We start from the raw sequence: 24,696 nt of genomic DNA on the forward strand, positions 1-24,696 counted from the left end.
GGTACCAAATGAAAAATTTAAAGATTGGAAAAAGAATTACAATTGCATTTGGAATTGTTTTTGCTTTGTTTTTAATTGTTTCTTGTACTTCTTTGTATGGCTTGATTACAAATAACAGTAAATTTGTTAAGTTCTATAATAACGGCCACGAGATTACCGTGTTAGCCGTAGAGATGAGACGTGATTTACAATCATCTGCTAAGAATGTAAGTTATGCCACAATGAGTTTGGATATGAATACAACGACCAAATACATTGAAACTGCGGAAGGCGATTTTGCTAAGCTTGAAGAAGGAATTAAGTATTTAAAAGAGAACTTCAATGGGGATCAAGCGTTAGTTGATGATATTGCCAATAACTTAAAAGAGGCGGAGCCGTTTAAAGAGGAAGTATATAACCTGTCTAAGGAAAATAAAAACCGTCAGGCATCCAATCTTTTCTTTGATAAACTGGAACCACTTTTTAATAAAATCCAGGATGATCTGGTCAATATCAGTAGTACTGCTCAGGCAAGCGCAGATTCGGACTTTAAACAATCTCAGTCCCTTATGACAGTTACTGGGATCGTTATCGTATTGTTCCAGATCCTTGGAGCAGTAGCGACGATATTGCTGGCAACTACCATCACAAGAGGTATTGTGAAGCCTGTGAAGGAAATTGAGAAGGCGGCAGGAGAGATGGCCAGGGGTAGTCTGCATGTAGAATTAAGCTACGAATCTAAAGATGAACTTGGTAATCTTGCAGATAGCATGAGAAAGACCATATTTAATATTGGTAACATTATTGATGATATCACTTATCTTTTGGGTTCAATGGCATCAGGAGACTTTCAGGTGGGCTCCAAATGCAGGGAACAGTATGTTTATGATTATGAGCCGATTATGGAAGCATTACGTAATATTCGTAATAATCTAAGCGACGCTCTTTTCCGCATCAACGAATCTGCAGATCAGGTCGCAAACGGCTCCGAACAGGTTTCCTCTGGTGCCCAGGCCTTGTCACAGGGCGCTACAGAACAGGCATCTTCCATTCAGGAGCTTGCAGCTACGATTAATGATATATCAAATCAGATCAATAGCAATGCCCAGAATGCAAAAGAAGCTCGTAAGGAAGCAGAGGGTGCAGAGAAGAATGTACTGACAAGCAACCAGAAGATGGTTGAGATGAATCAGGCTATGACGCAGATTAGCGACAAATCAAATGAAATAGGTAAGATTATTAAGACCATTGAAGATATTGCGTTCCAGACAAACATATTGGCTTTGAATGCCGCTGTAGAAGCTGCTAGAGCAGGAGAGGCAGGAAAAGGGTTTGCGGTGGTTGCGGACGAGGTTCGTAATCTAGCCAGCAAGTCAGGTGACGCTGCCAAAAACACCACTCTTCTGATTGAAGAGAGCATGCATGCGGTTGAAAATGGTACAAAGATTTCTACCGATACCGCAAAATCCATGCAGCAGGTGGTGGAGAGCACAAAACGCATTAAAATGATTATAGAAAATGTTGCAGAAGCCTCTGACAAGCAGGCTGTTGCAGTAAATCAGGTGACTCAAGGAATTGATCAGATTTCCAGCGTGGTTCAAACAAACTCAGCCACTGCGGAACAGAGTGCGGCAGCAAGTGAGGAATTATCAGGCCAGGCTCAGATCATGAAAGGGCAGGTAGAGCAGTTTAATCTATATAACGGCAGTGAGACTGTGCAGGTAAAAGAAGAACCGCGGGCTCAGGTTACTTACAATGAGGAAGAAGTTGAGATTCCTACGGTAAAGATTGATCCTATTTATTTTGAAGATACATCATCTTATGGCGGCAATAAATACTAATATTACATAATTAGGCGCATGGTGGAGAGAACTTCTTTCCTACCATGCGCCATTGTTTTGCCATCTTTGAATATACTTAAAGTTGTAAAGAAAACCATTGACGAAGAAGCAAAAAACTAGTATTATAATTAATAAGTAGCGATTAATTTTTAAGTAAAACATATTAACACAGCTAATTAATAATATAACCGTTAATAATGAATTACCATATCATACAAAGTGAAAAGGAGTAATTACTATGGCAAAGGTGTCAATTGTTATGGGAAGCGATTCAGATATGCCTATAATGGCTCAGGCGGCAGAGATGTTAGAAAAGCTTGGTGTAGAATTTGAGATGACAGTCATTTCAGCTCACAGAGAGCCTGATATATTTTTTGAATATGCGAAAACAGCAGAGGCAAGAGGGATCAAGGTAATGATTGCCGGAGCTGGGAAAGCGGCTCATCTTCCTGGTATGTGTGCTGCACTCTTTCCAATGCCTGTAATCGGTATTCCTATGAAGACTTCTGATCTTGGCGGAGTGGATTCTTTGTATTCCATCGTTCAGATGCCATCTGGTATCCCAGTCGCTACAGTTGCTATCAATGGTGGGACCAATGCAGGAATTCTGGCTGCAAAGATTCTGGCAACCAGTGATGATGAACTTTTAAAACGATTAAAGGATTATTCCGAAAATTTAAAGAATGATGTAGTAAAAAAGGCTGAGAAACTGGATCAGATCGGATATAAAGAATATGTATCCCAGATGAAATAGTAAATATCGGAGACGGAGGAAAAAAGTATGGATTATAAGAATGCAGGAGTTGACATAGAAGCAGGATATCGGTCAGTAGAACTGATGAAAAAGCATGTGAAGGAAACCATGAGGCCAGAGGTTCTTGGAGGTCTTGGAGGATTTTCAGGCGCTTTTTCCATGTCAGCATTTAAAAATATGGAAAAACCCACCTTGGTATCCGGCACCGATGGTGTTGGTACAAAGCTAAAGCTTGCTTTTCTCATGGACAAGCATGATACCGTTGGTATCGACTGTGTGGCGATGTGTGTCAATGATATTGCTTGTGCGGGTGGAGAACCCCTATTTTTCCTGGATTATATTGCATGCGGAAAGAATTTTCCGGAGAAGATTGCTGAAATAGTCAGTGGAGTTGCAGAAGGCTGTAAACTGGCAGGTGCTGCTTTGATTGGTGGAGAGACGGCTGAGATGCCAGGATTCTACCCAGAAGATGAATATGATCTTGCTGGATTTGCTGTTGGAGTTGTGGATGAAAAAGATCTAATTACAGGAGCTTTATTACAAGCTGGAGAAGTTTTAATAGGAATGGAATCTTCTGGCGTTCACAGCAACGGATTTTCCCTGGTTCGTAAGGTTTTTGACGTTTCAAAGGAAAGTCTTAATACCTACTATGAAGAGCTGGGAAAAACACTAGGAGAAGCTTTGATTGTTCCCACTAAGATTTATGTAAAAGCTTTAAAAAGCGTAAAAGAGAGTGGTGTATTGATTAAGGCATGTAGCCACATTACTGGCGGCGGTTTTTATGAGAATATTCCAAGGATGCTTCCAGATGGTATTTGTGCCGTTGTAGATAAAAACAGTTACGAAGTACCTGCAATTTTTAAACTGATGGCAAAAAAGGGTGATATTACAGAGGAGATCATGTATAACACCTACAACATGGGAATCGGAATGATTCTGGCAGTGGATGAAAAAGATGTGGATACTGCTATGGAAGCCATCCGTGAGGCTGGCGAGATTCCTCATATCATTGGACGTACTGAAATTGGCGAAAAAGGTGTGACTTTATGCTAAGGATTGGCGTACTTGTTTCTGGAGGAGGTACCAATCTCCAGGCAGTATTAGATGCTATAAAAGATGGAACGATCACCAATGCAGAGGTAAGCGTGGTGATAAGTAATAATAAAAATGCATATGCACTGAAACGGGCTGAGGACAATGGTATCGATCGTGTTTGTATCTCACCAAAAGATTTCGAAAGTAGAGAACAGTTTCACGATGCTCTCATTAAAAAAATAGATGAGTACCGGCTTGACCTCATCGTTCTTGCTGGATTCCTTGTTGCAATACCAGAAGCTATGATCAAAAAGTACCAAAATCGTATTATAAATGTTCACCCTTCTCTGATTCCTTCTTTCTGCGGAGTGGGATATTATGGGCTGAGCGTTCATGAGGCTGCTTTGGAACGGGGAGTGAAGATAACAGGAGCCACCGTACATTATGTAGATGAAGGAACCGATACGGGACCTATTATCTTGCAAAAGGCCGTAGAGGTACTTAAAGATGATAGTCCTAAGGAACTTCAAAAACGAGTGATGGAAGAAGCGGAGTGGATTATTTTACCAAAAGCCATACAGATGATTGCCAATGGACAGGAGGAGATAGAATGAAAGTTCTAATCATAGGAGGCGGTGGGAGAGAACATGCAATTGCATGGAAAACGGCTCAAAGTCCTAGCGTTCAAAAGCTTTACTGTGCGCCTGGGAATGCAGGAATTGCAGAAATTGCAGAATGTGTGGATATCAAGGTCATGGATACTGATAAGCAAATCGCTTTTGCAAAGGAACATGAGATTGACTTAACCATTATCGGACCAGATGATCCCCTAGTAGCGGGAGCGGCAGACGCTTTTGCAGCAGCAGGACTTCGGGTGTTTGGACCAAACAAGAGTGCGGCTCGCCTGGAAGGCTCGAAATCCTTTTCCAAAGATCTAATGAAAAAATATGGGATTCCTACGGCTGCCTACGAAACCTTTGATTTGGCAGAGGATGCATTCACATACTTAGAAACAGCAAAGATGCCTATCGTACTTAAGGCAGACGGCTTGGCTCTTGGAAAAGGCGTTTTAATATGTAATACCAGAGAGGAAGCGAAAGACGGAGTAAAAGCACTCATGTTAGATAAGCAGTTTGGATCTTCTGGAGACAGAATTGTCGTTGAAGAATTTATGACTGGCCGTGAGGTCTCTGTACTCTCCTTTGTAGATGGCAATACCATTAAGGTCATGACTTCCGCCCAGGATCATAAAAGGGCAAAAGACGGGGATCAGGGGCTTAATACAGGAGGTATGGGAACCTTTTCGCCAAGTCCATTCTATACCAAAGAGATGGCTGACTTCTGCCAATTGCATATTTATGAGCCAACGGTTCAGGCTTTAAAGGCGGAGGGAATTGAGTTTAAAGGAATTATCTTCTTTGGACTGATGCTGACAAAGGAAGGGCCAAAACTTCTTGAGTACAATGCCAGATTTGGGGATCCGGAGACACAAGTAGTGTTACCTCGTATGAAGAATGATATCGTGGAAGCATTTGAAGCTTGTATTGATGGTAATTTGGATCAAATAGATCTTGAGTTTGAAGACAATGCTGCTGTCTGCGTGGTTCTGGCATCAGAAGGATATCCGGAGCATTATGAAAAAGGCCTACCGATCAAGGGCCTGCCTGCGTTTCGTGATAAGTCTGGGTATTATGCATTTCATGCTGGTAGTTGTTTCAATGAGAACGAAGAGGCTGTAACAAATGGTGGCAGAGTCCTTGGAATTACAGCACTTGGGCCGGATTTAATGGAGGCCAGGAAAAATGCGTATGAAGCAACGGAGTGGATTTCGTTTGAGAATAAATACATGAGAAATGACATTGGAAAAGCCATAGACGACGTGTCAGGGAAAGATAGATAACCTTAATAAATATTAATAAAATCCGTCTAGACTGTTAAATAATCATTGACATGATGTTCATTTCATGGTATCTTATTTTTAGTATGTGGTGTGTATAGAGTATGTGATAAAAGGCTTTTCGACCATTTCTAAGTCATGTGAAATTTCTTTTTATGGTTACCTTAATATTATATTTCTGTATCAGCCAATTTATTAAGAATTAAGATAGCAGTCAGCGATAGGAAGCGTATGCTGTTTCCGATTTCGATTGACGTAGCCTTTACAATGGGTTTTTTATATACAGGATTTTCTACTGATTTTATAGAAGCAAACTTATGAAAATAGTAACGGATATCATGGATGTTGTCATCGCAAGTACCCACTCTGATATAAAACCAAAACAGGTGAAAGGTTATTCTTATAACTGTGAATAGAATTATTATATTACCTAATACAGTTAAATAGTGCCAGAAAACATCACAAAGTAGGGATTGTTCTAAGTTGTAGGTGAGCCGATATCCAAGTTTTGGATATCGGCTTTTATAATATAAGCCGCAAAGGAGGCTGGTAGATGGATCATTACATTTAGAGAAAATCAGGAAAAAAGATTCTAATGAAGGTGGAAAAGGATTTCAGGGATATGATAAGTAGTATTCTCGCTATGTAAAGGGGATTTGTAATACTTGGGAAAATAGGGTACTTAGTTACTTCGTTTGCTTCGAAGTTATATTCGATTTAAACGTGAGATGTGCATGAATGTGCGCAGGATTGGAGGAAAAGATGCTTGAATGTTTACGTAAATTAAATTTACCGGAATATGTACTGGATATATTGAACCATTCAAAAGGGGTTATTGTTCCAAAGACGAGGGAAGAGCTTTTAGATCTTGCTATGGGAAATGGAACAAATAACGAATATAACATTGAATATGACGTTAAGGGCAAAGGCAGGGTATTGGAAGCAACCGCTACCCGCTGTACTAACGGTATTGTAGTTAACTATGTAGAAGATTACATGAGAAGACGTGATCCAAACTGTATGTACATTGCAGATAAAAAACCGACTGATAAACCAAGATATGAGGAGGTTTTTAATAGCAGCTTTGATTCCTTAAGAGCAGAAACCTATGAATGGCTCAAAGACCAGGAATTAATTTTCTTCCCGTTTAAATCAGGCGGTGTAGAATATGGTTATGATTCTGTACTCATTGCTCCAGTAAATGCAGGCTTTTTTGCAGCTGGACTGGCAGACCTTCAGGGATTTGAAAATATTGACGATATCACTGATTTTGATTTAAAAGCAATCGTATATTTAGCACCTCCTTTCCGTCATACCCATTTTAATGGAAGACAGGCAGTCATTCATAACCGTCTTGACGGTATCCATGAAGTTTATTCCTATAACCTTTATCCAGGTCCAAGCGCAAAGAAAGGTATTTACAGCGTTTTGTTAGACATTGGAGAATCTGAGGGCTGGGTAACAGCACATGCTTCAACGGTTAAGGTTATCACTCCTTATGACAATGAGATCGTAATCATGCATGAAGGTGCTTCCGGCGGCGGAAAGAGTGAGATGATCGAGGATATTCACAGAGAGATGGATGGCAGGACCATATTTGGAGTTAACACAGTAACAGGAGAGAAAAGTTATCTTGTACTGAGTGAGACCTGCGAACTGATTCCGGTAACGGATGATATGGCATTATGCCCAGCGTCTATCCAAAATGAGAGTAAAAAACTGGTTGTAACTGACGCAGAGTCTTCTTGGTTCATTCGTCTTGACAATATTAAGAGCTATGGTTCTTCTCCTCAGTATGAAAAATTACTGATCCAGACAAAAGAGCCTCTTGTATACTTGAATATGAAGGCAATTCCTGGTGCAACCGCCCTTCCATGGGAACACACCTTAGATTCTAATGGTAAGCCATGTCCAAACCCAAGAGTCATTCTTCCAAGAAAGATGATTGAAAAAGCATATAAGGGATCAGTTGAGGTCGATGTAAGAAGCTTTGGTGTGCGTACACCTGCATGTACCAAAGAGAATCCATCTTACGGTATTATGGGTATCTTCCAGGTTCTGCCACCTGCACTTGCATGGCTGTGGCGTCTGGTTGCTCCTCGTGGTTACAACAACCCAAGTATTATTGACACTTTAGAGATGACAAGTGAAGGTGTTGGATCTTACTGGCCGTTTGCTACTGGGAAAAAGGTAACACAGGCAAATCTTCTTCTGGATCAGATCGTCAACTCAAGCAATACCCGCTATGTATTGATTCCGAATCAGCATATTGGTGCTTATGAAGTGAGCTTTATGCCACAGTGGGTATCCAGGGAATACATTGCAAGACGTGGTAGTGCAAAGTTTAAACCAGAGCATCTGGTTGAATGTCGTTGTCCCCTTTTAGGTTTTGGCTTAGAATCTTTAAAGATTGACGGACAGTATATCAGCAGAGCATTCTTAAGACCAGAAACCCAGCATGAAGTTGGACTGGAAGGCTACGATGCTGGTGCGAAGATACTGACAGATTTCTTTAAACAAGAGCTTATGCAGTTTAATACAGACGAGTTAAACCCTCTGGGAAAACAGATCATTGAAATGTTCTACAAAGGAGCTACCGTAGAAGATTACATGAATGTGATTCCGATGAGATATTAATAGAGCGAGATACAAAGAACCTTCCTTATATGGGGAAGGTTCTTTGCTGTTTCTCTGCCAAATCGCTAATGAAGTGGAGTATGGGGGAAACGGCCTAAGAAGTCTCCGGTGATTTTAATAACTTCTTTATCTGTAACATTAAAAAACAGTGAAATAGAGTAGAAAAATAAGAAATTCTTACATATTATCATTGACATTGCCCTCATGGTCAATGGTTATAATTAAGCTATAGTTATATTGTTCAGGAAAAAATGAGGTGGTTGTAATGGAAAAAGAAAACGGTGAGCAGATCCGTATTGTACAGGAAACTGTAGCAGGAAGAGAAATCACACTGGCACATATCATTGGAGGACCTTTGCCTATTGTATATCGTAAACTTGGGCTTAATCCGGAGATTGATTACCACGCATCGGCAATTGGTATCATGAATATGACCCCCCCGGAATCCGCAGTAATAGCTTCTGATATTGCAGTGAAAAGTGGAAACATCTATCTTGGCTTTGCAGACAGATTTAGTGGAACCCTGATTATAACTGGGGAAATTGCAGAGGTGATTACCGCTATTACGGAAATCGTGAATTATTTTCATGACTCTTTGGGATATGTGACCTGCCCTATTACGAAGCGGTGATAGTATGAAAAAGTTATTTTTATGTGGTAGGAGCGAAGCTGGTAAAACTTCTCTTACGCAAGCGTTAAAAGGAGAACCAGTGATTTATCATAAGACTCAGTATGTAAATCATTGGGATATCACCATAGACACGCCTGGGGAATACATGGAAAACAAGAACATAGCGCTTCAGGGGCTTTGTTGTTTTTCCTATGAATCAGATGTGATCGGATTATTGTGTAGTGCCAACGAACCCTTTAATCTATTTCCTCCCGGAGTGACTGCTGCCTGTAATCGTCCTGTCATTGGAATCATCACGAAAATTGACTGTCCAGATGCCAATGTCCCCATGGTCCGTCAGTGGCTTGTAGAGGCTGGCTGTGAGAAGATTTTCCCCGTTAGCAGCATGAGCAGGGAAGGTATGGAAGATCTTTTGAACTTTCTAAAAGATGAGAAAGATGAGAAAGAGAAGCTGACTTGGGACAAGATTATGGAAGCTCAGGAAATGGGTCTTAGTGAGTGGGATCTATAAAAGGAAATCGTCAAAGATGAGAGTGTGATAATATGACAGATAGTATTGGAAACCATAAAGAGTTACAAGAAGTCTTTGCACGGGTTATGGAACCGGTAAATAACCAGCGAAGACGTGTGGTCAAAGTGATAGTAGCTGGACGGGAGATATCTCTGGCCCATGTGATCGGTGTATCCGAAGCTTCCATATATAAGAATCTGGGACTTGATATCGGTACAAATGCAGGAGCGGATTTTACGGGAATGTCCATCGGAACCGTCCATATAACACCTCCCGAGTCCACAATCATAGCGGCTGATATCGCAGTAAAAAGTGGAGATGTTATCATAGGTTTTATGGACCGGTTCAGTGGTACCTTAATCCTTACCGGACCCAGGATCGAAGTAAGGACGGCAGTGGAAGAAATCGTGAAATACTTCCGGGAAGGTCTAAATTATAAAACCTGTCCAGTTACGGAACGTTAAAAGGTAACATTGTTATAAGTTTCTGGTTCAATAAGGATAATTTGAATTTATGAGAACAGCCGTAGGATCTTAAGTCCTGCGGCTGTTCTCTTGCTCTAAGGTCTGTTTTACAAATGAAATAATACATCAATTTGCTCTAGTTACGGTATCCTTTTTGTTTCATAAGGAATATATCAGTCTTGCATATCTCGAATCAGGTTCACCATCTCAATTGCACCTACCGCACAATCAAAGCCCTTGTTTCCAGCCTTGGTACCAGCCCGTTCAATGGCCTGCTCAATATTTTCGGTTGTTAACACACCGAACATAACAGGAATGTCACTGTTTAGGGATACATGGGCAATTCCCTTAGATACCTCACTGCATACATAGTCATAGTGGGTGGTGCTACCGCGAATCACGGCACCAAGGCAGATGACTGCATCGTATTTCCCACTTTTCGCCATTTTGGAAGCGATGAGTGGAATTTCAAATGCTCCGGGAACCCATGCGATATCAATGTTGTTTTCGTTAACCTCATGACGTTTTAGTCCATCAAGAGCACCGCCAAGGAGCTTGCTTGTAATGAATTCATTAAACCGAGCGGCAACGATACCAATTCGGATGTCTTTGGATACCAGTTTTCCTTCATAAATTGTCATTGTTGAAATCTCCTTTATTTTTTAATAATGTAAAATGTGACCCATTTTTTTCTGTTTGGTTTTCAGGTAGAATAAGTCGTGGTCAGTAGCGTCCATTTCAATTGGAACACGCTCTGTAATTTCGATGCCATATCCGGAAAGCTGATAGACTTTATCTGGATTGTTAGTAAGCAGGCGCATGGTTTTGACACCAAGGTCCTGCAAAATCTGTGCGCCTATAAAATATTCTCGCATATCTCCAGGGAAGCCGAGGGCAAGATTCGCTTCCAGAGTGTCCACTCCCTTATCTTGAAGTTCATAAGCACGCAATTTATTAATCAGTCCAATTCCACGGCCTTCCTGACGCATATAAAGCAGAATGCCTCTGCCTTCCTTTTCGATTCTCTTCATAGCTGCGATAAACTGCTGTCCGCAGTCACAGCGTATGGAACCAAAGGCATCTCCCGTCAGACATTCAGAATGAACACGGCATAACAAATTTTCGCCATCCCCAATCTCACCTTTGACTAAAGCTATATGATGCTCTCCGTTTAGCTTGCTGATATATCCGTAAGCCTTGAAATCACCATACTTTGTAGGCATAAGGGTATTAGTTATCCGTTCCACAAGTTTATCATTTCTTTTGCGGTATTCCTGTAAGGCTTTGATGGTAATTATTTTAATTCCCCACCGTTGCGCCAGCTCCATTAGTTCTGGTGTGCGCATCATGGTACCGTCCTCTGCCATGATCTCACAGCAGAGACCGCACTCCTTTAACCCGGCTAGCCGCATCAAATCCACGGTAGCTTCCGTATGTCCGTTGCGATCCAATACACCATTTTTCTTTGCACAAAGGGGAAACATATGGCCAGGGCGACGGAAATCCTCTGGCTTGGCATCCTGTGCCACGCATTTCATTGCGGTCATACTTCGTTCTGCTGCCGAAATGCCGGTGGTGGTATCCACATGGTCCACAGATACTGTAAAAGCAGTCTCGTGGTTATCCTTGTTGTCGCTAACCATTTGAGGAAATTGCAGTTTTTGACAAAGTTCTTGGCTCATAGGCATACAGATCAAGCCTTTCCCATGAACCGCCATGAAATTCACATTTTCGGTGGTAGCAAACTCGGCAGCGCAGATAAAGTCGCCTTCGTTCTCCCTATCCTCATCGTCAGTCACCAGTATGATTTTTCCTAAGAGAAGGTCTTTTAACGCCTCTTCAATCGTGTTAAATTGGAACATATTGATTCCTCCTAAAAGCCGTGTCTTGTAAGAAAACCGGCTGAAATATTGTTGTTTGGAATTTCTTTTTCCATCAGGCGTTCTATGTATTTGCCGATGCAGTCATTTTCCAAATTGACGAGATCCCCAATACGACGAAGGGACAATGTTGTATTGGTAGCTGTGTGGGGGATGATGGAAACATGGAAGCTGTCTTTATAAACCTTTGCTACGGTCAGACTGATTCCGTCAATGGCAATGGAGCCCTTTTCAATGATGTAACGAAGAACTGGCAAGGGAGCTTTTAACGTGTACCAAACAGCATTATCATCTCTGTGGATATCTGATATGGTACCGGTGCCATCAATATGCCCGGTAACAATATGTCCGCCAAACCTCCCGTTTGCTGGCATAGCCCGTTCCAAATTAACTAAGCTTCCAATCCTTAGTTTTCCTAGTGAGGATCGGTTTAAAGTTTCGTGCATCACATCTGCAGCAAAACCATTTGTGGAAATAGAAATAACTGTAAGGCAGACTCCGTTCACAGCAATGCTGTCACCAACATGGATATCCTCCATGATCTTTGATGCCTGAACGGATAGGATAGCGGAATTTGTCCCCTTTTTAACGCCCTGTATGTTACCAATTTCTTCGATCAATCCTGTAAACAAGGAATTACCTCGCTTTCTAATAGAACATCATCACCAATTTGTGTGATGACTGGTTTGCTTAGTTGAAAAGCTCCCTCAGGATAATCAACTCCGAGACCTCCTACTGGAGTTTTTCCACTGCCACCAAAGAGCTTAGGAGCGACATACGCTTGCACCTTATTAACGATGCCACTTTGCAGGGCGGACCAATTTAATGTGCCTCCGCCCTCCAGCAAAAGGCTGTCGATCTGCCTTTCGCCCAGTCTTTGCATCAAGTTGAATAAATCAATATGATTATCTTTTTGACTAATTACCATGATCTCACAGCCGGCCTCCAGATACGGACGATGTCTGTTAGTATCCATTATCGTCGTAGCAATTATAGTGGAAGCGATATTGGTAGTGGTGACAATTTTTGCGCCCAGCGGCGTTCTTAAGTTGGTATCGCATATGACACGCAGCGGATTTTTTCTGTTTTCCAGCCGACAGGTCAGCATGGGATCATCTGTGAGTACTGTCCCTAGGCCCACCATGATAGCAGAGTAGCGGTGCCGATCCTCATGAACATGCTTGAGTGCCTCCGAGCCGGTAATCCATTGGGATCTACCGGTATGGGTGGCGATCTTTCCGTCCATGGTCATGGCATATTTCATGACAACATAGGGCGTTTTGTTTTGAATGTAATGGAAAAAACTTTCGTTAAGCTTGTCGCATTCTTCCTTTGCAACGTTCTCTATTACTTCGATGCCGTGAGAACGCAGAATTGAAATGCCTTTTCCGGCAACCATTGGATTGGGATCAAAAGAACCGACGACCAGACGGCTGATACCACTTTTGATGATTGCGTCGGTACAAGGTGGTGTTCTTCCATGATGACAGCAAGGCTCCAGAGTAACATAAAGGGTTGCGCCGGCTGCCGGTGTCTGGCAGTCTGCCAGTGCATTTCGCTCCGCGTGTAGACCTCCACATTTTTTGTGGAAGCCCTGACCTACGATCTTACCGTGTTTTACAATGACTGCACCAACCATTGGATTTGGGTTTACCCATCCGCGACCCTGTCTTGCAAGTTCTATTGCAAGACGCATATAATAAATCTCCTCCATTTAACACCTCCTTATAATGAAAAATGCCCTGAACAAAATGCTCAGGGCAGGAGAATTACACGACGGTTTTACCGCGTCAAAAATAGAAGCTGTCTTGTAAAAAGACGCCTTGAACATATTATTGTTCAAGGCGTCTTAATAAAACGTGTCGCAATCATATTACATGGATATAAAAAAGCTCTGAAATGTCAATTCATTTCAGAGCGTAAATTCAAATATCCACGTAAAAACGCGAAACTTCTTTTGTCTTCTACTATCAGACTGTACTGTCGGCTTCGGAATTTAACCGAATCAACCTTGCGGTTCGTGGGCTATACCACCGGTCGGGAATTTCACCCTGCCCCGAAGATTTTATTCAATTGATGCCATTATAGTCCGTATTTTTAAACCTGTCAATATAATAATTAGAGGTATTAGACATCGAAACCAAGTAAGAAACAGTCATACAGATCGTGAAACGCTGATTTTTGCTTGAGTTTTTATTCCTCGGAACATAATAAAAGACCGTCACTAGATATCAAATTTTTCAGTTCTTCCAGATAATTCTCTGCAAAGATACTTAAATGTACCCTTGGATTTGCAATCCACCCGATCCTCATGTATTCCTTAGTATGAAGCGGTATGGCGATGATGTTGTCCCCGTTTAAATTGCTGTTTAAGATTCCGCTGCATATGGTATAGCCATTTAGACCGATGAGCAGGTTGAAAAGGGTAGCGCGGTCGCTGACATAGATAATTTTTTTCCTAGGAACTGTACTTAAAATCTCTTCCGAAAAATAAAAAGAGTTTTTTTCTCCTTGTTCAAAGGCAAGAAAAGGAAATTCCTCTAAATCAGACATTGTAACAAATTCCTTAGAGGATAAGGGGTGAGAGGAACTTATAAATACATGAGGAGAAGCCACAAACAAAGGGTGAAAGATAAGACCACTTTCTTTAAACAGCTTACTTAACACATTCTCATTGAAATCATTCATATATAAGATTCCAAGTTCACTTCTGAAATTCTTCACATCTTCTATGATTTCATGAGTTCTAGCCTCCCGAAGGGTGAATTCATATTCGTCATTTTCTTGTCTGGATACCAGATTCACAAACGCATTTACTGCAAAGGCATAATGCTGGGTGGAGATAGAACATATTCGTTTTAAGGGCTTTTTATTCAAGTAATGTTGCTCCATTAAGTCTGTCTGCTCCAGAATCTGCCTGGCATAGGATAAGAATTCCGATCCATCAGAGGATAACGTAATGCCTTTTGAAGTTCTGTTAAAAATAGAAACGCCGTATTCTAGTTCTAGCTCTTTTACGGCATTGGAAAGGCTTGGTTGAGTGATATAAAGTTGTTTGGCTGCTTCTGAGATAGATCCGCAGTTGACAATGGTAATGATGTAACGCAGTTGTTGTAAGGTCATAGAGGCTCCTTTCATCTGTGGTTTTTAGTAGTTTATCACAGATCCCTATAGTTTAAAACTATATCAGGCCATAATTTTATAGAATTATACAATTCCTCCGTCATAAGATATTATTTAGGTAAGCAAACAAAATATAATCTGGAGGATTAAAATATGAGTCGGACAAAGAATAGAGCTCCTTTTAAATTTGATATCGTTGGTAGTTTTTTAAGACCGGAGTATCTAAAAGAGGCAAGAGAAGGTTTTAATCATGGAACCGTTAGCGCAGACGAGTTAAGAAATATAGAAGACAAAGCAATTACAGAATTGATTGAAAAGCAAAAAGAAGTTGGCCTTCCAGTAATTACAGATGGTGAATTTCGTAGAAGCTGGTGGCATCTTGATTTTATGTGGGGGCTTCAGGGCGTAGAAAAGCTGGAACTTTCTAAAGGCTATGTATTTCAGGGGGAAGTGACAAGAGGAGAGTCTGCCGGGCTTACTGGTAAGATCTTAGGAGAAAATCATCCTTTTGTGGAACATTTTAAGTTCGTAAAGCTGTTTGAAGATGATAGCGTGGTTGCCAGACAGACCATACCTGCTCCGGCTCAGTTTTTGGCAGAGCTTGAAAGAGGGGAAAACCTGAATAAGACCAGAGTTTATTATGAGGATGAGGAAAGTCTGATTTTGGATATTGCAGCCGCTTACCGTACGGTACTAACAGACCTTTATGCTGCTGGCTGCCGAAATGTACAGTTTGATGACTGTACCTGGGGAATGTTTTGTGATGCGAAGTACTGGGAAGCAAGGCAGAGTGGAAAAAAATCCGTGGAAGAAGAAGCTAAAAAGTATGTAAGAATCAACAATCTTGCCATAGAGGGGCAGCCAGAGGATCTTGTTATTAATACCCATGTATGCAGAGGAAATTACCATTCCACCTGGGCATCTTCTGGCGGATATGCTCCCATTGCACCTCACTTATTTGGAGAGGAGCATGTGTCAGCCTATTATCTGGAATATGACGATGACCGTTCCGGTGATTTCGAACCATTAAAGTATGTAGATGGAGATAAGCAGGTTGTTCTTGGACTCATCACTTCGAAATCACCGAAGTTAGAGGAAAAAGAGCAAATCATTGCAAAGATTAGAAAAGCATCAAAGTATATTCCTTTGGAGCGTCTTGCATTAAGCCCTCAGTGCGGGTTTGCTTCCACCGAGGAAGGCAATGTTTTAACAGAAGAAGAGCAGTGGAATAAATTAAAGTTGGTAAAAGAAATTTCAGAAGAGATCTGGTAAACAACTAAAAAAGAAAGTGTGATAGGAAGTTTTGGTCCTATCGCACTTTTTCTTTTGCGGCAACTAGTATACCAGTGCTTGACAGCAGTCCTGATTTCGCTTATTCTAAAAACAGATAAAAAAGGGGGCAAACAATGAGGCTGACAGAACGAAATTTAAAAGAAACTGGGCGGGAATATGCCCTTCGAATGCTAAAGGAGAATATCATTAACCTTGATCTCATACCAGGAAGCATGTTGAGTGAAAATGAACTATCCGCTGAGATGAATTTGTCCCGGACTCCTGTGAGAGAAGCTTTGATTGAACTTTCCAAGGTAAAGATTGTTGAGGTTTATCCGCAGAAGGGAAGTGCGGTTGCATTTGTAGATTACGAATTGGTGGAAGAAGCAAGGTTTATGCGAGATGTCCTAGAGGGGGCAGTTGTTGAACTTGCTTGTCGTATGGCAACGGAGAAAGATATATCGGACCTTAGAGAGAATGTAAGACTTCAGGAATTCTATATGGAAAATAGGTTTCCCGATAAGCTTTTAGAGCTTGATAATGAGTTTCACCAGATGCTGTTTCACATCACCAGCAAGGATCAGGTTTACCATCTCCTAGACAGTATTACCATTCACTTTGACCGGGTACGAAGAATGTCCCTAGCAGTCGTTAAGGACTTAAAGACAATTTCTGATCACAAAGAAATTGTAGAGGCGATCGCGGCTAAGAGTGGAGAGGAAGCAAAACGTCTCATGGAAAAACATCTGTCCAGATATAAATTTGATGAAGAAGCATTGCGCAAAGAGTATCCAGGATATTTTAAGTGATTTTTTCCATACTATAAAAAGAATGCGGTAATATAAGGGATTTTCCTTCTATTACCGTTTTTTGTATCCGGGATTTTAAGCCGAGCTTAAAAATTACGTTTAAATTTGTGCAGATTATATAGAAATATTTATTTTATTTATATAATTTAAAGATTGAAATACTAGTATACAAGTTGTATACTCATAGACAAGATACAAAATATTCTAAAAAAGGAGGAGTAGAACCATGAAAATGATTATGCGTTGGTTCCCTTTTGGGGATGACAGCGTTACGCTTTCTCAGATCCGCCAGACTCCTGGAGTGTCGGGAGTGGCTACCTGCCTTCCTAAGGTTCCAGTTGGAGAAGTCTGGCCGCTTGAAACGTTAAAAGCACTTCGGGATGAGATTCAAGAAGCAGGTCTTGAGATGGAGGTAATTGAGAGCGTAAATATTCACGAAGATATTAAAAAAGGCCTTCCCACCAGAGATAAGTATATTGAAGCTTATCAGAAAACTCTGGAGCATCTAAGAGATGTTGGGGTTAAATGTCTTTGCTATAACTTCATGCCAGTCATGGACTGGGCAAGAAGTGATCTCTCTTACGTTACGGAAGATGGCAGCAGTGTAATGGCTTACCGTCACGATGAAGTACTTGAGATGAATCCAGAAAAAATGGCAAAAGCAATGGAGGGAAAAGCAAGAGGTTACTCCTTACCAGGCTGGGAACCGGAGCGGCTTTCTGCCATGGCACAGGACATTGAGTTTTACCAAAGCATGACAAGAGAGAAGTATTGGGATAATATGAAGTATTTTCTGGATGCAGTGATTCCTTATGCGGAAAAATACGATATTAAAATGGCCATTCACCCGGATGATCCACCCTGGCCTCTTTACGGTCTTCCAAAAGTCATAACAAATGCAGAGAATATTCGCACTTTTCTTTCCTTGAATGAAAGTCCATATAACGGTCTGACTTTATGTACAGGAAGCTTAGGAAGTGATTTAAGCAATGATATTCCTGCACTGATGAGAGAGTTTGGAGGAATGAAGCGGATTCATTTTGCTCATCTTCGCAATGTAAAGCACATATCTGAAAAAGACTTTGACGAAGCAGCCCATCTTTCTTCCTGTGGGGATCTGGATATGTATGAAATTGTAAATGCTCTTTATGAATCGGGGTTTGAAGGTTATATTCGCCCGGATCATGGCCGTATGATATGGGGGGAGCAGGCTCGCCCAGGTTATGGTCTGTATGATCGAGCAATCGGCGCAAATTACCTGCTTGGTTTATGGGAGGCAGTTGAGAAATCCCATAAAAACAAAAGATAGGAGGGAAATAATATGAAATTGAATCGTTCTTGTTTGAAGAACCGGGAATCATTTGAAAAGATTTCCGTAAAGCTTCCAAACTATGATTGGGATAAGATGGTACAGGCTACAGAGGAAGCTCCAAGATGGATACACTTTGGAGCGGGAAATATCTTCAGAGGTTTTATTGCAGAACTGCAGCAACGCCTTTTGGAAGAAGGTCTGGAAGAAAGCGGCATCATTGCGGCAGATACCTTTGACTTTGATATCATTGATAAAATATATATTCCCTATGATAACATGACCATGATGGTTCGTTTAAAACCCGATGGCACCATGGAACGGGAGGTAATTGCAAGCATTGCTAAAGGAGTAAAGGCAGACATCAGCAATGAAGCTGATTTTGGATACTTGGTAAAAGCATTTAAGAATCCTTCCCTTCAGATGGTGAGCTTTACCATAACTGAAAAAGGATATGCACTCACTGATTTTAAGGGAGAATTATTTCCTTTTGTAAAGAAGGATATGGAAGCTGGTCCCCATAAGGCAACCCATGCCATGAGTGTGGTAACCGCTCTTCTTTTAGAGAGATTTCAGGCAGGTGGATTTCCTCTTGCACTGGTTAGCATGGACAACTGCAGTCACAATGGTGAAAAGCTTAAGTCCAGTGTCGTTTCGATCGCTGAGGCGTGGGTAACTGCAGGCTTTGTACCAGCAGAATTTAAGGCTTGGGTAGATGATGAGAACAAAGTATCCTTCCCTTGGTCCATGATTGATAAAATCACACCAAGACCAGCAGAGGTAGTGGAAAAAGCACTATTGGAAGACGGAATAGAGGATATGGCACCGGTCATCACCAGCAAAAACACCTATATCGCTCCCTTTGTAAATGCGGAGGTTCCCCAGTATCTTGTAGTGGAAGATCGTTTCCCAGCCGGTAGACCAGCTCTTGAAAAAGCAGGCGTCTATATGACTGACCGTGATACTGTAAACAAGACAGAACGAATGAAGGTAACCACCTGTTTAAATCCACTTCATACGGCGCTGGCTGTGTACGGATGCCTTTTGGGCTATGAAAGCATTGCGGCTGAGATGAAAGATGAAGAATTAAAGGCTCTTGTGGAGCGAATCGGGTACGTAGAAGGAATGCCGGTTGTAACAGATCCTGGTATCTTAAAACCAGTGGATTTCTTAAAAGAAGTCATTGAAGTCCGACTTCCCAATCCATTCATTCCAGATACACCTCAAAGAATTGCGACTGATACCAGCCAGAAAATCTCCATTCGTTTTGGTGAGACCATTAAGGCTTATCTAGAGGAAGAGAATCTTGATGTAGAAAGCCTGACTGCCATTCCTCTTGCCATCGCTGGCTGGCTTCGCTATCTACTGGGTGTGGATGACAAAGGAAATTCCATGGAGATCAGCAGTGATCCTATGCTTTCCGAGTTAAAAGAACAGTTAAAGGATATTAAGTTCGGGGAGATAACGTCTGTAAAGTCTGGACTGAATGGAATCTTATCAAGCCCTATCCTTTTTGGCACGGATCTTGTAAAAGCCGGCCTTTCTGGAAAAATAGAAGTTATGCTTAGTAAAATGCTTGCTGGACCGGGAGCTGTCCGTAAGACGTTACAAGAATATTTAAACTCCGCTCATTGAATTTGACTCCTTGCTGTGCTAGAATAAGACATGCGTTAAAACATGTTTGAAAGGCAGAGATACCATGAATATACAAATCTTTGGAGCCAAAAAGTGCTTTGATACCAAGAAGGCGGAACGGTATTTTAAGGAACGCGGCATCAAGTACCAGCTCATAGACATAAAGGAAAAGGGTTTAAGTAAGGGAGAGTATCAAAATGTAAGACAGGCAGTTGGAGGCAGGGAAGCTTTGCTTTGTACGGACTGTCAGGATCAGGATGCATTGGCCCTTATAAAATACTCCCCGGACGAGGATAAGGATGAAAAAATCCTGGAAAACCAACAGGTTTTAAAGACCCCTATTGTCAGAAATGGAAAGCTGGCTTCCGTAGGGTACAAGCCGGAGATTTGGAAGAACTGGGAATAGAGGAGGCGCAATGAGAAAACCGGAAAAAGGTCAGAACTGGGTGTTTAACAAAGATATTCAAGGAGAACAGGCTTCAGAAGGCGTAGAAAGAAAGATACTGGCATACGCGGATGAGATGATGTGCGTGGAAAATCATTTTGAAAAGGGAGCTATTGGAAAACTTCATCATCATCCTCATACGCAAATTACCTATGTTGCAAGCGGTAAATTTGAATTTACCATAGGGGAAGAGACAAAAGTTGTAGAGACAGGAGATACCCTGTTAAAGCAGGATGGAGTTGTTCACGGCTGCGTTTGTTTGGAAAAAGGAATCTTGGTTGATATTTTCACTCCAATGAGGGAAGACTTTTTATAAGTACTGTGTTTATGAAAAAAGTATAAAGCTATTGATAAAAATGGTATAATATGCTATAAATGATACACATGTGATTAAAGGAGGTGATTTTAGTGGCAAAGTATGTTTGTGAGCCATGCGGATATGTATACGATCCAGAAATCGGAGATCCAGATTCCGGTATTGAGCCGGGTACAGCATTTGAAGATATCCCAGATGATTGGGTATGTCCAGTTTGTGGTGTGGGTAAAGATATGTTCGTAGTAGAAGAATAATTAATAAAACCTTTAAGCGGTTGATGAGTAATCAGCTGGCTTGAAGGTTTTATTTTTTTGAAATTATATTATTGTGTAATTAACCGCTCAAATAATTGATTGACTTCAACTTGCCCGTATCCCCATATATTGTTTGGATAAGAGTAAGCTGGATTACGGACGGCCCCGCCTATCATTAGCCGGTTGGCATCATTTCCTGTCATTCTTACATAGTTTTCTTTGACGATGGCCCATTCAAAGACCATTGCTATAATACCGGCTGCATGGGCCGCTGCCGCGCCTGTACCAGTGGCTGTTCCATATTGATTTCCAGGGACTGCACAAGTAATCTGAAAACCAGGTGCTGCAATATCGGGTTTTATCAGTCCAGTCCTTGTATAACCTCTTCCAGATTCTGGAACAATACTGCTGTTATTTTGATTGTAGGCAGTTACCGTCAGAGGGTGCCTGGAATTTGCTGGTGCAGTAATGGTAGTATCAGGGTTTGAATTTAAAAAGAAGGTTTCGTTTGATAAAAGGTCTCCGGAGGGAAGCCAGGAATGAAACGTAAAAGGCTCGTTTGTGGTAGCTTGGATGCGCAGATACCATATGCCGGGAAGAGGATTATTAAAGCGCAAAAGTATCATCTGATCTCCGGTTTTTCCTTCGAAAATTGTGTTGTTTACATAGATTGTGGTTTGATTAAATATGAAACTGAATCTCCTGCACTGATCTAAGGTGGGGAAAATAGGCTGGGTGGATTCCCTGTTAGGAGAAGATATATCAATTGTAATTCTGGAAGGAGAGAAGGACCATATTTGCAGGGAGAACATAGTGTCTTTTTCTCCTATCCTTAACTCTACATCATTATAGAACGGAGGAGCAGCTGTGGCATTGAAGTAATGTCTTTGATTGTTTCCTTCATTTCCAGCAGATACGGAGACTCCATTGCCTGGAAGAAGAGTAAGGTGATCCAGATAATCACTTATGGGACCTCTCCCTGAATGGCTACCTTGGCTGGTTCCCATAGCAATACATATGACCATGGGGCTATTGTTGCGTTCGGCTACCGTTACAGCATATCGGATGCCCAGTAGAATATCAGTCTCCTGATAGCATACCTTGCTCGCCGGTACAAAAAGAAGGGATTTTAAGCTCTCCTTTGCCTCTTTAAGCTTGATTATAATATACTCAGCCTGTGGAACAACTCCCCGAAACGATTGCTCTTCATTGGGGCTGCCGGCCAGTATGCTGGCAATTGCCGTACCATGCCCGATTGGGTCTGTTGTAGGTACGACAGAAAGTGGGTCCTCAGAGTTTAATGCGGTATTGATCTGCTCCCTGCTATATTCTGATCCAAAGGTGAAATTAGTAGGAATGGTTCCTGTTTGCACCGTCTGATCCCAAATAGATACAATCCGGGTACTTCCATCGCTGTTTCGAAAGGCAGGATGGCTGTAGTCAATACCCGTATCAATCACAGCGACTAAAACACCTCTTCCAAACAGAGCAAGATTAGGATTGTTTTGTACCGTATTTACACCGGAGCGCTCAAGGCTTACGGTGGAGGTCTGTACATACAATGTTGGAAAGCTGCTGTAGGAATGCCGTCCTAAATCGCATGGGTTAGGGGTTCCAATTGGGATATGGAGCAGGGAATTTTGACGATTTAAGTAAGTAATGTTGTCGCCGGTATCGTATGTCGGGGCCAAAGCCGTAGTGATCAATAAGTCATAGTAGCTGTTATCTAGAATTTTGGACAAAATTAACCCCCCTGCCAATTTAGCAAAGCATATGCTATATATTATGCAGGGGGGCTAAGATTATGAGTTTTAGCTGTTTGTTTGTGGGGCGCTGGCCTCTGGTCCTTTTGTTTCGCTTGCAGGTGTTCCATCAACAGGTGGAACCTGAGTGGTATCTGTATTTGTTGTTACGTTTGGCGTAAAGCTTGATTTTCCGGCTTTCTTTAGATATTCAATGATTCCCTTTGCGTCAGCTTCTCCAAGTGCCTTATATGACTCCTCTGTAGAAAGATATGAAGTCAGATCACTGGTATGGTTTAGAAATCCGTGTTCAATGATAAAACCTCTGATGCCATACATCTGGGAATAACGTGGAATCGCATAATAATCTGCCATGCTTCCATCAGGGAACATAGTTCCGTTTTGAGAATCTCTAAGAATCAGCCCCCGGTTATGTAGACCAATTGAGCTTAGCTGGTTTAAAATAGTATTGGCAGCATCTTGAGACTGCAGGGCAAGCTCATTGTTGAAACGACCTGTTTTGGGAGCCATGGAGCTTACGCCGTAGGCATTCTTAATGGTTCCGTTGCCAGGAGCAGAGTCTACATGCTGGCTGACAAACAAATCAGCCTTAACGGAAGCAGCTAATGCGGCACGTTGTTCCAGAGGAACCGTTTTTTCCACACTGTCCTTTGTTAGTAAGACAATATAATCCGTGTTCTCTTCCAGGTACTTCTTTGTATAAGTGGAGATTTTCATATTAATCTCATCTTCGTAATACTTCACTCCATTATATTCAAAGTTGCAACCGGAATAATGACCATTTACCTTTCCATGTCCTGGATCTAAAACAACCACTAATTTAGAGGAACGGTTAGCACCAGGTCCAATAAGCGGAGCACTTATTTTAGAAACTGGAGGAGCAAACGCAGGTCCGGTTTCCTCTTCCGCCCATGCGGTAGACATAGCTGTGGTGGAAATAAGAGTTGCCAGTAGTAAGGCGCTGGCGGAAGCCGTTAATACGTTTTTAAAATTGATCATGACAGATCCTCCCGAATATTAGCATTTTATCTCATATTATAACACTTCTGGAAAGAATTTGTAAATGGTCTTATTTAATTTCTTTCCATCTTATGATAAAATGAACAGGCAGAAGGAAAGCAAGAGAGAGAGGCCATTGTATGAAATTATATTTTGCACCTATGGAAGGGATCACCGGGTACATCTACCGGAATGCCCACCATAAGTATTTTAAAGATATAGATGTGTATTTCACCCCATTTATTGTACCAAACCAGAAACGGTTATTTCCTTCCAAAGAGAAAAACGATATTCTGCCTGAGCACAATGAGGGGTTGAAAGTTATCCCACAAATTCTAACCAATAAAGGGGATGACTTTATATGGGCAGCAAGAGAACTTTCACAGTACGGTTATCAAGAAGTTAATTTAAATCTTGGATGTCCATCAGCGACGGTTGTGACAAAGGGAAAAGGATCTGGCTTCTTAAGTGAACCGGAAAAACTGGATCATTTTCTTGATGAGATATTCTCGGCCCTTGATATGAAAATATCCATTAAGACTAGAATCGGAAAAGACCATCCGGACGAGTTTAGCCATTTGATAGAAATCTATAATAAATATCCAATGAAAGAGCTGATTATTCATCCTAGGGTTCAAAAAGATTTTTATAAAAACCAACCTAACCTTCCAGTATTTAAAGAGGCTTTTTTATCAAGTAAAAATCCCCTTTGTTATAATGGAAATCTATTTGAGCGTAAGGATTATGAAATGATTACAAGTGAATTTCCAACTCTGGACCGGGTAATGATGGGAAGAGGATTGATTGCGAATCCTGGGCTTGCAGAAGAGTTTAGGAATGGAAAAAAATCGAATAAAGAACGTTTTAGAGCCTTCCATGATGAGGTGCTATCCGGGTATCAGAAGGTTATTTCTGGGGATAGAAATCTCTTATTTAAGATGAAAGAACTATGGGCATATCTGATACAAAGCTTTGATGCCGGAGACAAGCATGTAAAGAAAATTCGTAAAGCACAAAACCTTTTTGATTACCTAAGTGCAGTGGATGCTCTATTTCGGGATTTGAATTTAAAATGGAATATTTTGTGATTGAGTAGTTGAAATTAACTATATCTTGTGGTATATTTTTATAGTACATCTAAT

24 protein-coding genes and 1 riboswitch are annotated in these 24,696 nt (G+C 41.3%); of the genes, 17 read left to right on the plus strand and 7 right to left on the minus strand.

What is annotated here, in order from left to right:
- The first annotated feature begins 8 nt into the window (after positions 1-8).
- From BET01_RS17755 to BET01_RS17795, 9 genes are all read left to right on the plus strand, one after another.
- Positions 9-1,820: a methyl-accepting chemotaxis protein gene (locus BET01_RS17755; RefSeq protein ID WP_158585098.1), complete on the plus strand. Its 1,812-nt coding sequence runs from the start codon at positions 9-11 to the stop codon at positions 1,818-1,820.
- A 238-nt stretch (positions 1,821-2,058) separates the two neighbouring features.
- On the plus strand, positions 2,059-2,574 hold the full coding sequence (purE, locus tag BET01_RS17760; RefSeq protein WP_120198211.1) for a 5-(carboxyamino)imidazole ribonucleotide mutase: 516 nt from the start codon (positions 2,059-2,061) through the stop codon (positions 2,572-2,574).
- Between the two features lie 27 nt (positions 2,575-2,601).
- Positions 2,602-3,627, plus strand: a complete 1,026-nt coding sequence (purM, locus tag BET01_RS17765; RefSeq protein ID WP_120198212.1) for a phosphoribosylformylglycinamidine cyclo-ligase — start codon at positions 2,602-2,604, stop codon at positions 3,625-3,627.
- Positions 3,621-4,223, plus strand: a complete 603-nt coding sequence (gene purN / locus BET01_RS17770) for a phosphoribosylglycinamide formyltransferase (RefSeq protein WP_120198213.1) — start codon at positions 3,621-3,623, stop codon at positions 4,221-4,223. The genes purM and purN overlap by 7 nt, the downstream gene beginning before the upstream one ends.
- Positions 4,220-5,509 carry a phosphoribosylamine--glycine ligase gene (purD, locus tag BET01_RS17775; RefSeq protein WP_120198214.1) on the plus strand — a complete coding sequence of 430 codons (1,290 nt, stop codon included), beginning with the start codon at positions 4,220-4,222 and terminating at the stop codon, positions 5,507-5,509. Before purN ends, purD begins: the two co-directional genes overlap by 4 nt.
- Positions 5,510-6,268: 759 nt before the next feature.
- Positions 6,269-8,143, plus strand: coding sequence for a DUF4914 family protein (locus BET01_RS17780; protein ID WP_120198215.1), 1,875 nt, complete (start codon positions 6,269-6,271; stop codon positions 8,141-8,143).
- 265 nt (positions 8,144-8,408) lie between these two features.
- A complete protein-coding gene (locus BET01_RS17785; RefSeq protein WP_120198216.1) occupies positions 8,409-8,774 on the plus strand; it encodes a BMC domain-containing protein in 366 nt (121 codons plus the stop codon).
- A gap of 4 nt (positions 8,775-8,778) precedes the next feature.
- Entirely contained in the window at positions 8,779-9,285 is a 507-nt protein-coding gene (locus tag BET01_RS17790; protein ID WP_120198217.1) for a EutP/PduV family microcompartment system protein, read from the plus strand.
- A 32-nt stretch (positions 9,286-9,317) separates the two neighbouring features.
- Complete coding sequence (locus BET01_RS17795) at positions 9,318-9,749, plus strand: BMC domain-containing protein (RefSeq protein ID WP_120198218.1); 432 nt, start codon at positions 9,318-9,320, stop codon at positions 9,747-9,749.
- 173 nt (positions 9,750-9,922) lie between these two features.
- Here BET01_RS17795 and ribH read toward each other — a convergent pair whose 3' ends face one another.
- The 5 genes from ribH to BET01_RS17820 form a co-directional block, all read right to left on the minus strand.
- Positions 9,923-10,390, minus strand: coding sequence for a 6,7-dimethyl-8-ribityllumazine synthase (ribH, locus tag BET01_RS17800; protein ID WP_120198219.1), 468 nt, complete (start codon positions 10,388-10,390; stop codon positions 9,923-9,925).
- A gap of 21 nt (positions 10,391-10,411) precedes the next feature.
- Positions 10,412-11,611, minus strand: a complete 1,200-nt coding sequence (locus BET01_RS17805) for a bifunctional 3,4-dihydroxy-2-butanone-4-phosphate synthase/GTP cyclohydrolase II (RefSeq protein WP_120198220.1) — start codon at positions 11,609-11,611, stop codon at positions 10,412-10,414.
- Between the two features lie 11 nt (positions 11,612-11,622).
- The gene (locus BET01_RS17810; protein WP_120198221.1) at positions 11,623-12,261 is read right to left on the minus strand and encodes a riboflavin synthase; all 639 of its coding nucleotides are present in this window, start codon (positions 12,259-12,261) and stop codon (positions 11,623-11,625) included.
- Positions 12,246-13,343 (minus strand): bifunctional diaminohydroxyphosphoribosylaminopyrimidine deaminase/5-amino-6-(5-phosphoribosylamino)uracil reductase RibD, encoded by a 1,098-nt coding sequence (ribD, locus tag BET01_RS17815; RefSeq protein ID WP_120198222.1) that lies wholly within the window; start codon positions 13,341-13,343, stop codon positions 12,246-12,248. The genes BET01_RS17810 and ribD overlap by 16 nt, the downstream gene beginning before the upstream one ends.
- A gap of 241 nt (positions 13,344-13,584) precedes the next feature.
- Positions 13,585-13,697, minus strand: a riboswitch (FMN riboswitch).
- Positions 13,698-13,822: 125 nt separating this feature from the next.
- Positions 13,823-14,752, minus strand: a complete 930-nt coding sequence (locus BET01_RS17820; protein ID WP_120198223.1) for a LysR family transcriptional regulator — start codon at positions 14,750-14,752, stop codon at positions 13,823-13,825.
- A gap of 153 nt (positions 14,753-14,905) precedes the next feature.
- Between BET01_RS17820 and BET01_RS17825 the strand changes: the two genes are divergently transcribed.
- The 7 genes from BET01_RS17825 to rd all read left to right on the plus strand — a co-directional run bounded on the left by BET01_RS17825 (position 14,906) and on the right by rd (position 20,792).
- Positions 14,906-16,024, plus strand: a complete 1,119-nt coding sequence (locus BET01_RS17825) for a 5-methyltetrahydropteroyltriglutamate--homocysteine S-methyltransferase (RefSeq protein WP_120198224.1) — start codon at positions 14,906-14,908, stop codon at positions 16,022-16,024.
- 134 nt (positions 16,025-16,158) lie between these two features.
- Positions 16,159-16,833 carry a GntR family transcriptional regulator gene (locus BET01_RS17830; protein ID WP_120198225.1) on the plus strand — a complete coding sequence of 225 codons (675 nt, stop codon included), beginning with the start codon at positions 16,159-16,161 and terminating at the stop codon, positions 16,831-16,833.
- A gap of 226 nt (positions 16,834-17,059) precedes the next feature.
- Complete coding sequence (gene uxuA, locus BET01_RS17835; RefSeq protein WP_120198226.1) at positions 17,060-18,142, plus strand: mannonate dehydratase; 1,083 nt, start codon at positions 17,060-17,062, stop codon at positions 18,140-18,142.
- A gap of 12 nt (positions 18,143-18,154) precedes the next feature.
- The gene (locus BET01_RS17840) at positions 18,155-19,777 is read left to right on the plus strand and encodes a mannitol dehydrogenase family protein (RefSeq protein WP_120198227.1); all 1,623 of its coding nucleotides are present in this window, start codon (positions 18,155-18,157) and stop codon (positions 19,775-19,777) included.
- 64 nt (positions 19,778-19,841) lie between these two features.
- Positions 19,842-20,183 (plus strand): arsenate reductase family protein, encoded by a 342-nt coding sequence (locus tag BET01_RS17845; protein ID WP_120198228.1) that lies wholly within the window; start codon positions 19,842-19,844, stop codon positions 20,181-20,183.
- A gap of 10 nt (positions 20,184-20,193) precedes the next feature.
- Positions 20,194-20,538, plus strand: coding sequence for a cupin domain-containing protein (locus tag BET01_RS17850; RefSeq protein WP_120198229.1), 345 nt, complete (start codon positions 20,194-20,196; stop codon positions 20,536-20,538).
- 92 nt (positions 20,539-20,630) lie between these two features.
- Positions 20,631-20,792 carry a rubredoxin gene (rd, locus tag BET01_RS17855; RefSeq protein WP_024835565.1) on the plus strand — a complete coding sequence of 54 codons (162 nt, stop codon included), beginning with the start codon at positions 20,631-20,633 and terminating at the stop codon, positions 20,790-20,792.
- Between the two features lie 68 nt (positions 20,793-20,860).
- Here rd and BET01_RS17860 read toward each other — a convergent pair whose 3' ends face one another.
- Complete coding sequence (locus tag BET01_RS17860) at positions 20,861-22,534, minus strand: S8 family peptidase (protein WP_120198230.1); 1,674 nt, start codon at positions 22,532-22,534, stop codon at positions 20,861-20,863.
- A 69-nt stretch (positions 22,535-22,603) separates the two neighbouring features.
- Positions 22,604-23,554 (minus strand): N-acetylmuramoyl-L-alanine amidase family protein, encoded by a 951-nt coding sequence (locus tag BET01_RS17865; protein WP_120198231.1) that lies wholly within the window; start codon positions 23,552-23,554, stop codon positions 22,604-22,606.
- A gap of 140 nt (positions 23,555-23,694) precedes the next feature.
- On the opposite strand from BET01_RS17865, the gene BET01_RS17870 reads away from it, so the two are divergent.
- Positions 23,695-24,642: a tRNA dihydrouridine synthase gene (locus BET01_RS17870; protein WP_120198232.1), complete on the plus strand. Its 948-nt coding sequence runs from the start codon at positions 23,695-23,697 to the stop codon at positions 24,640-24,642.
- Positions 24,643-24,696: the final 54 nt, after the last annotated feature.

The organism is Lacrimispora algidixylanolytica (assembly GCF_003609635.1).
Classification (GTDB): domain Bacteria; phylum Bacillota; class Clostridia; order Lachnospirales; family Lachnospiraceae; genus Lacrimispora; species Lacrimispora algidixylanolytica.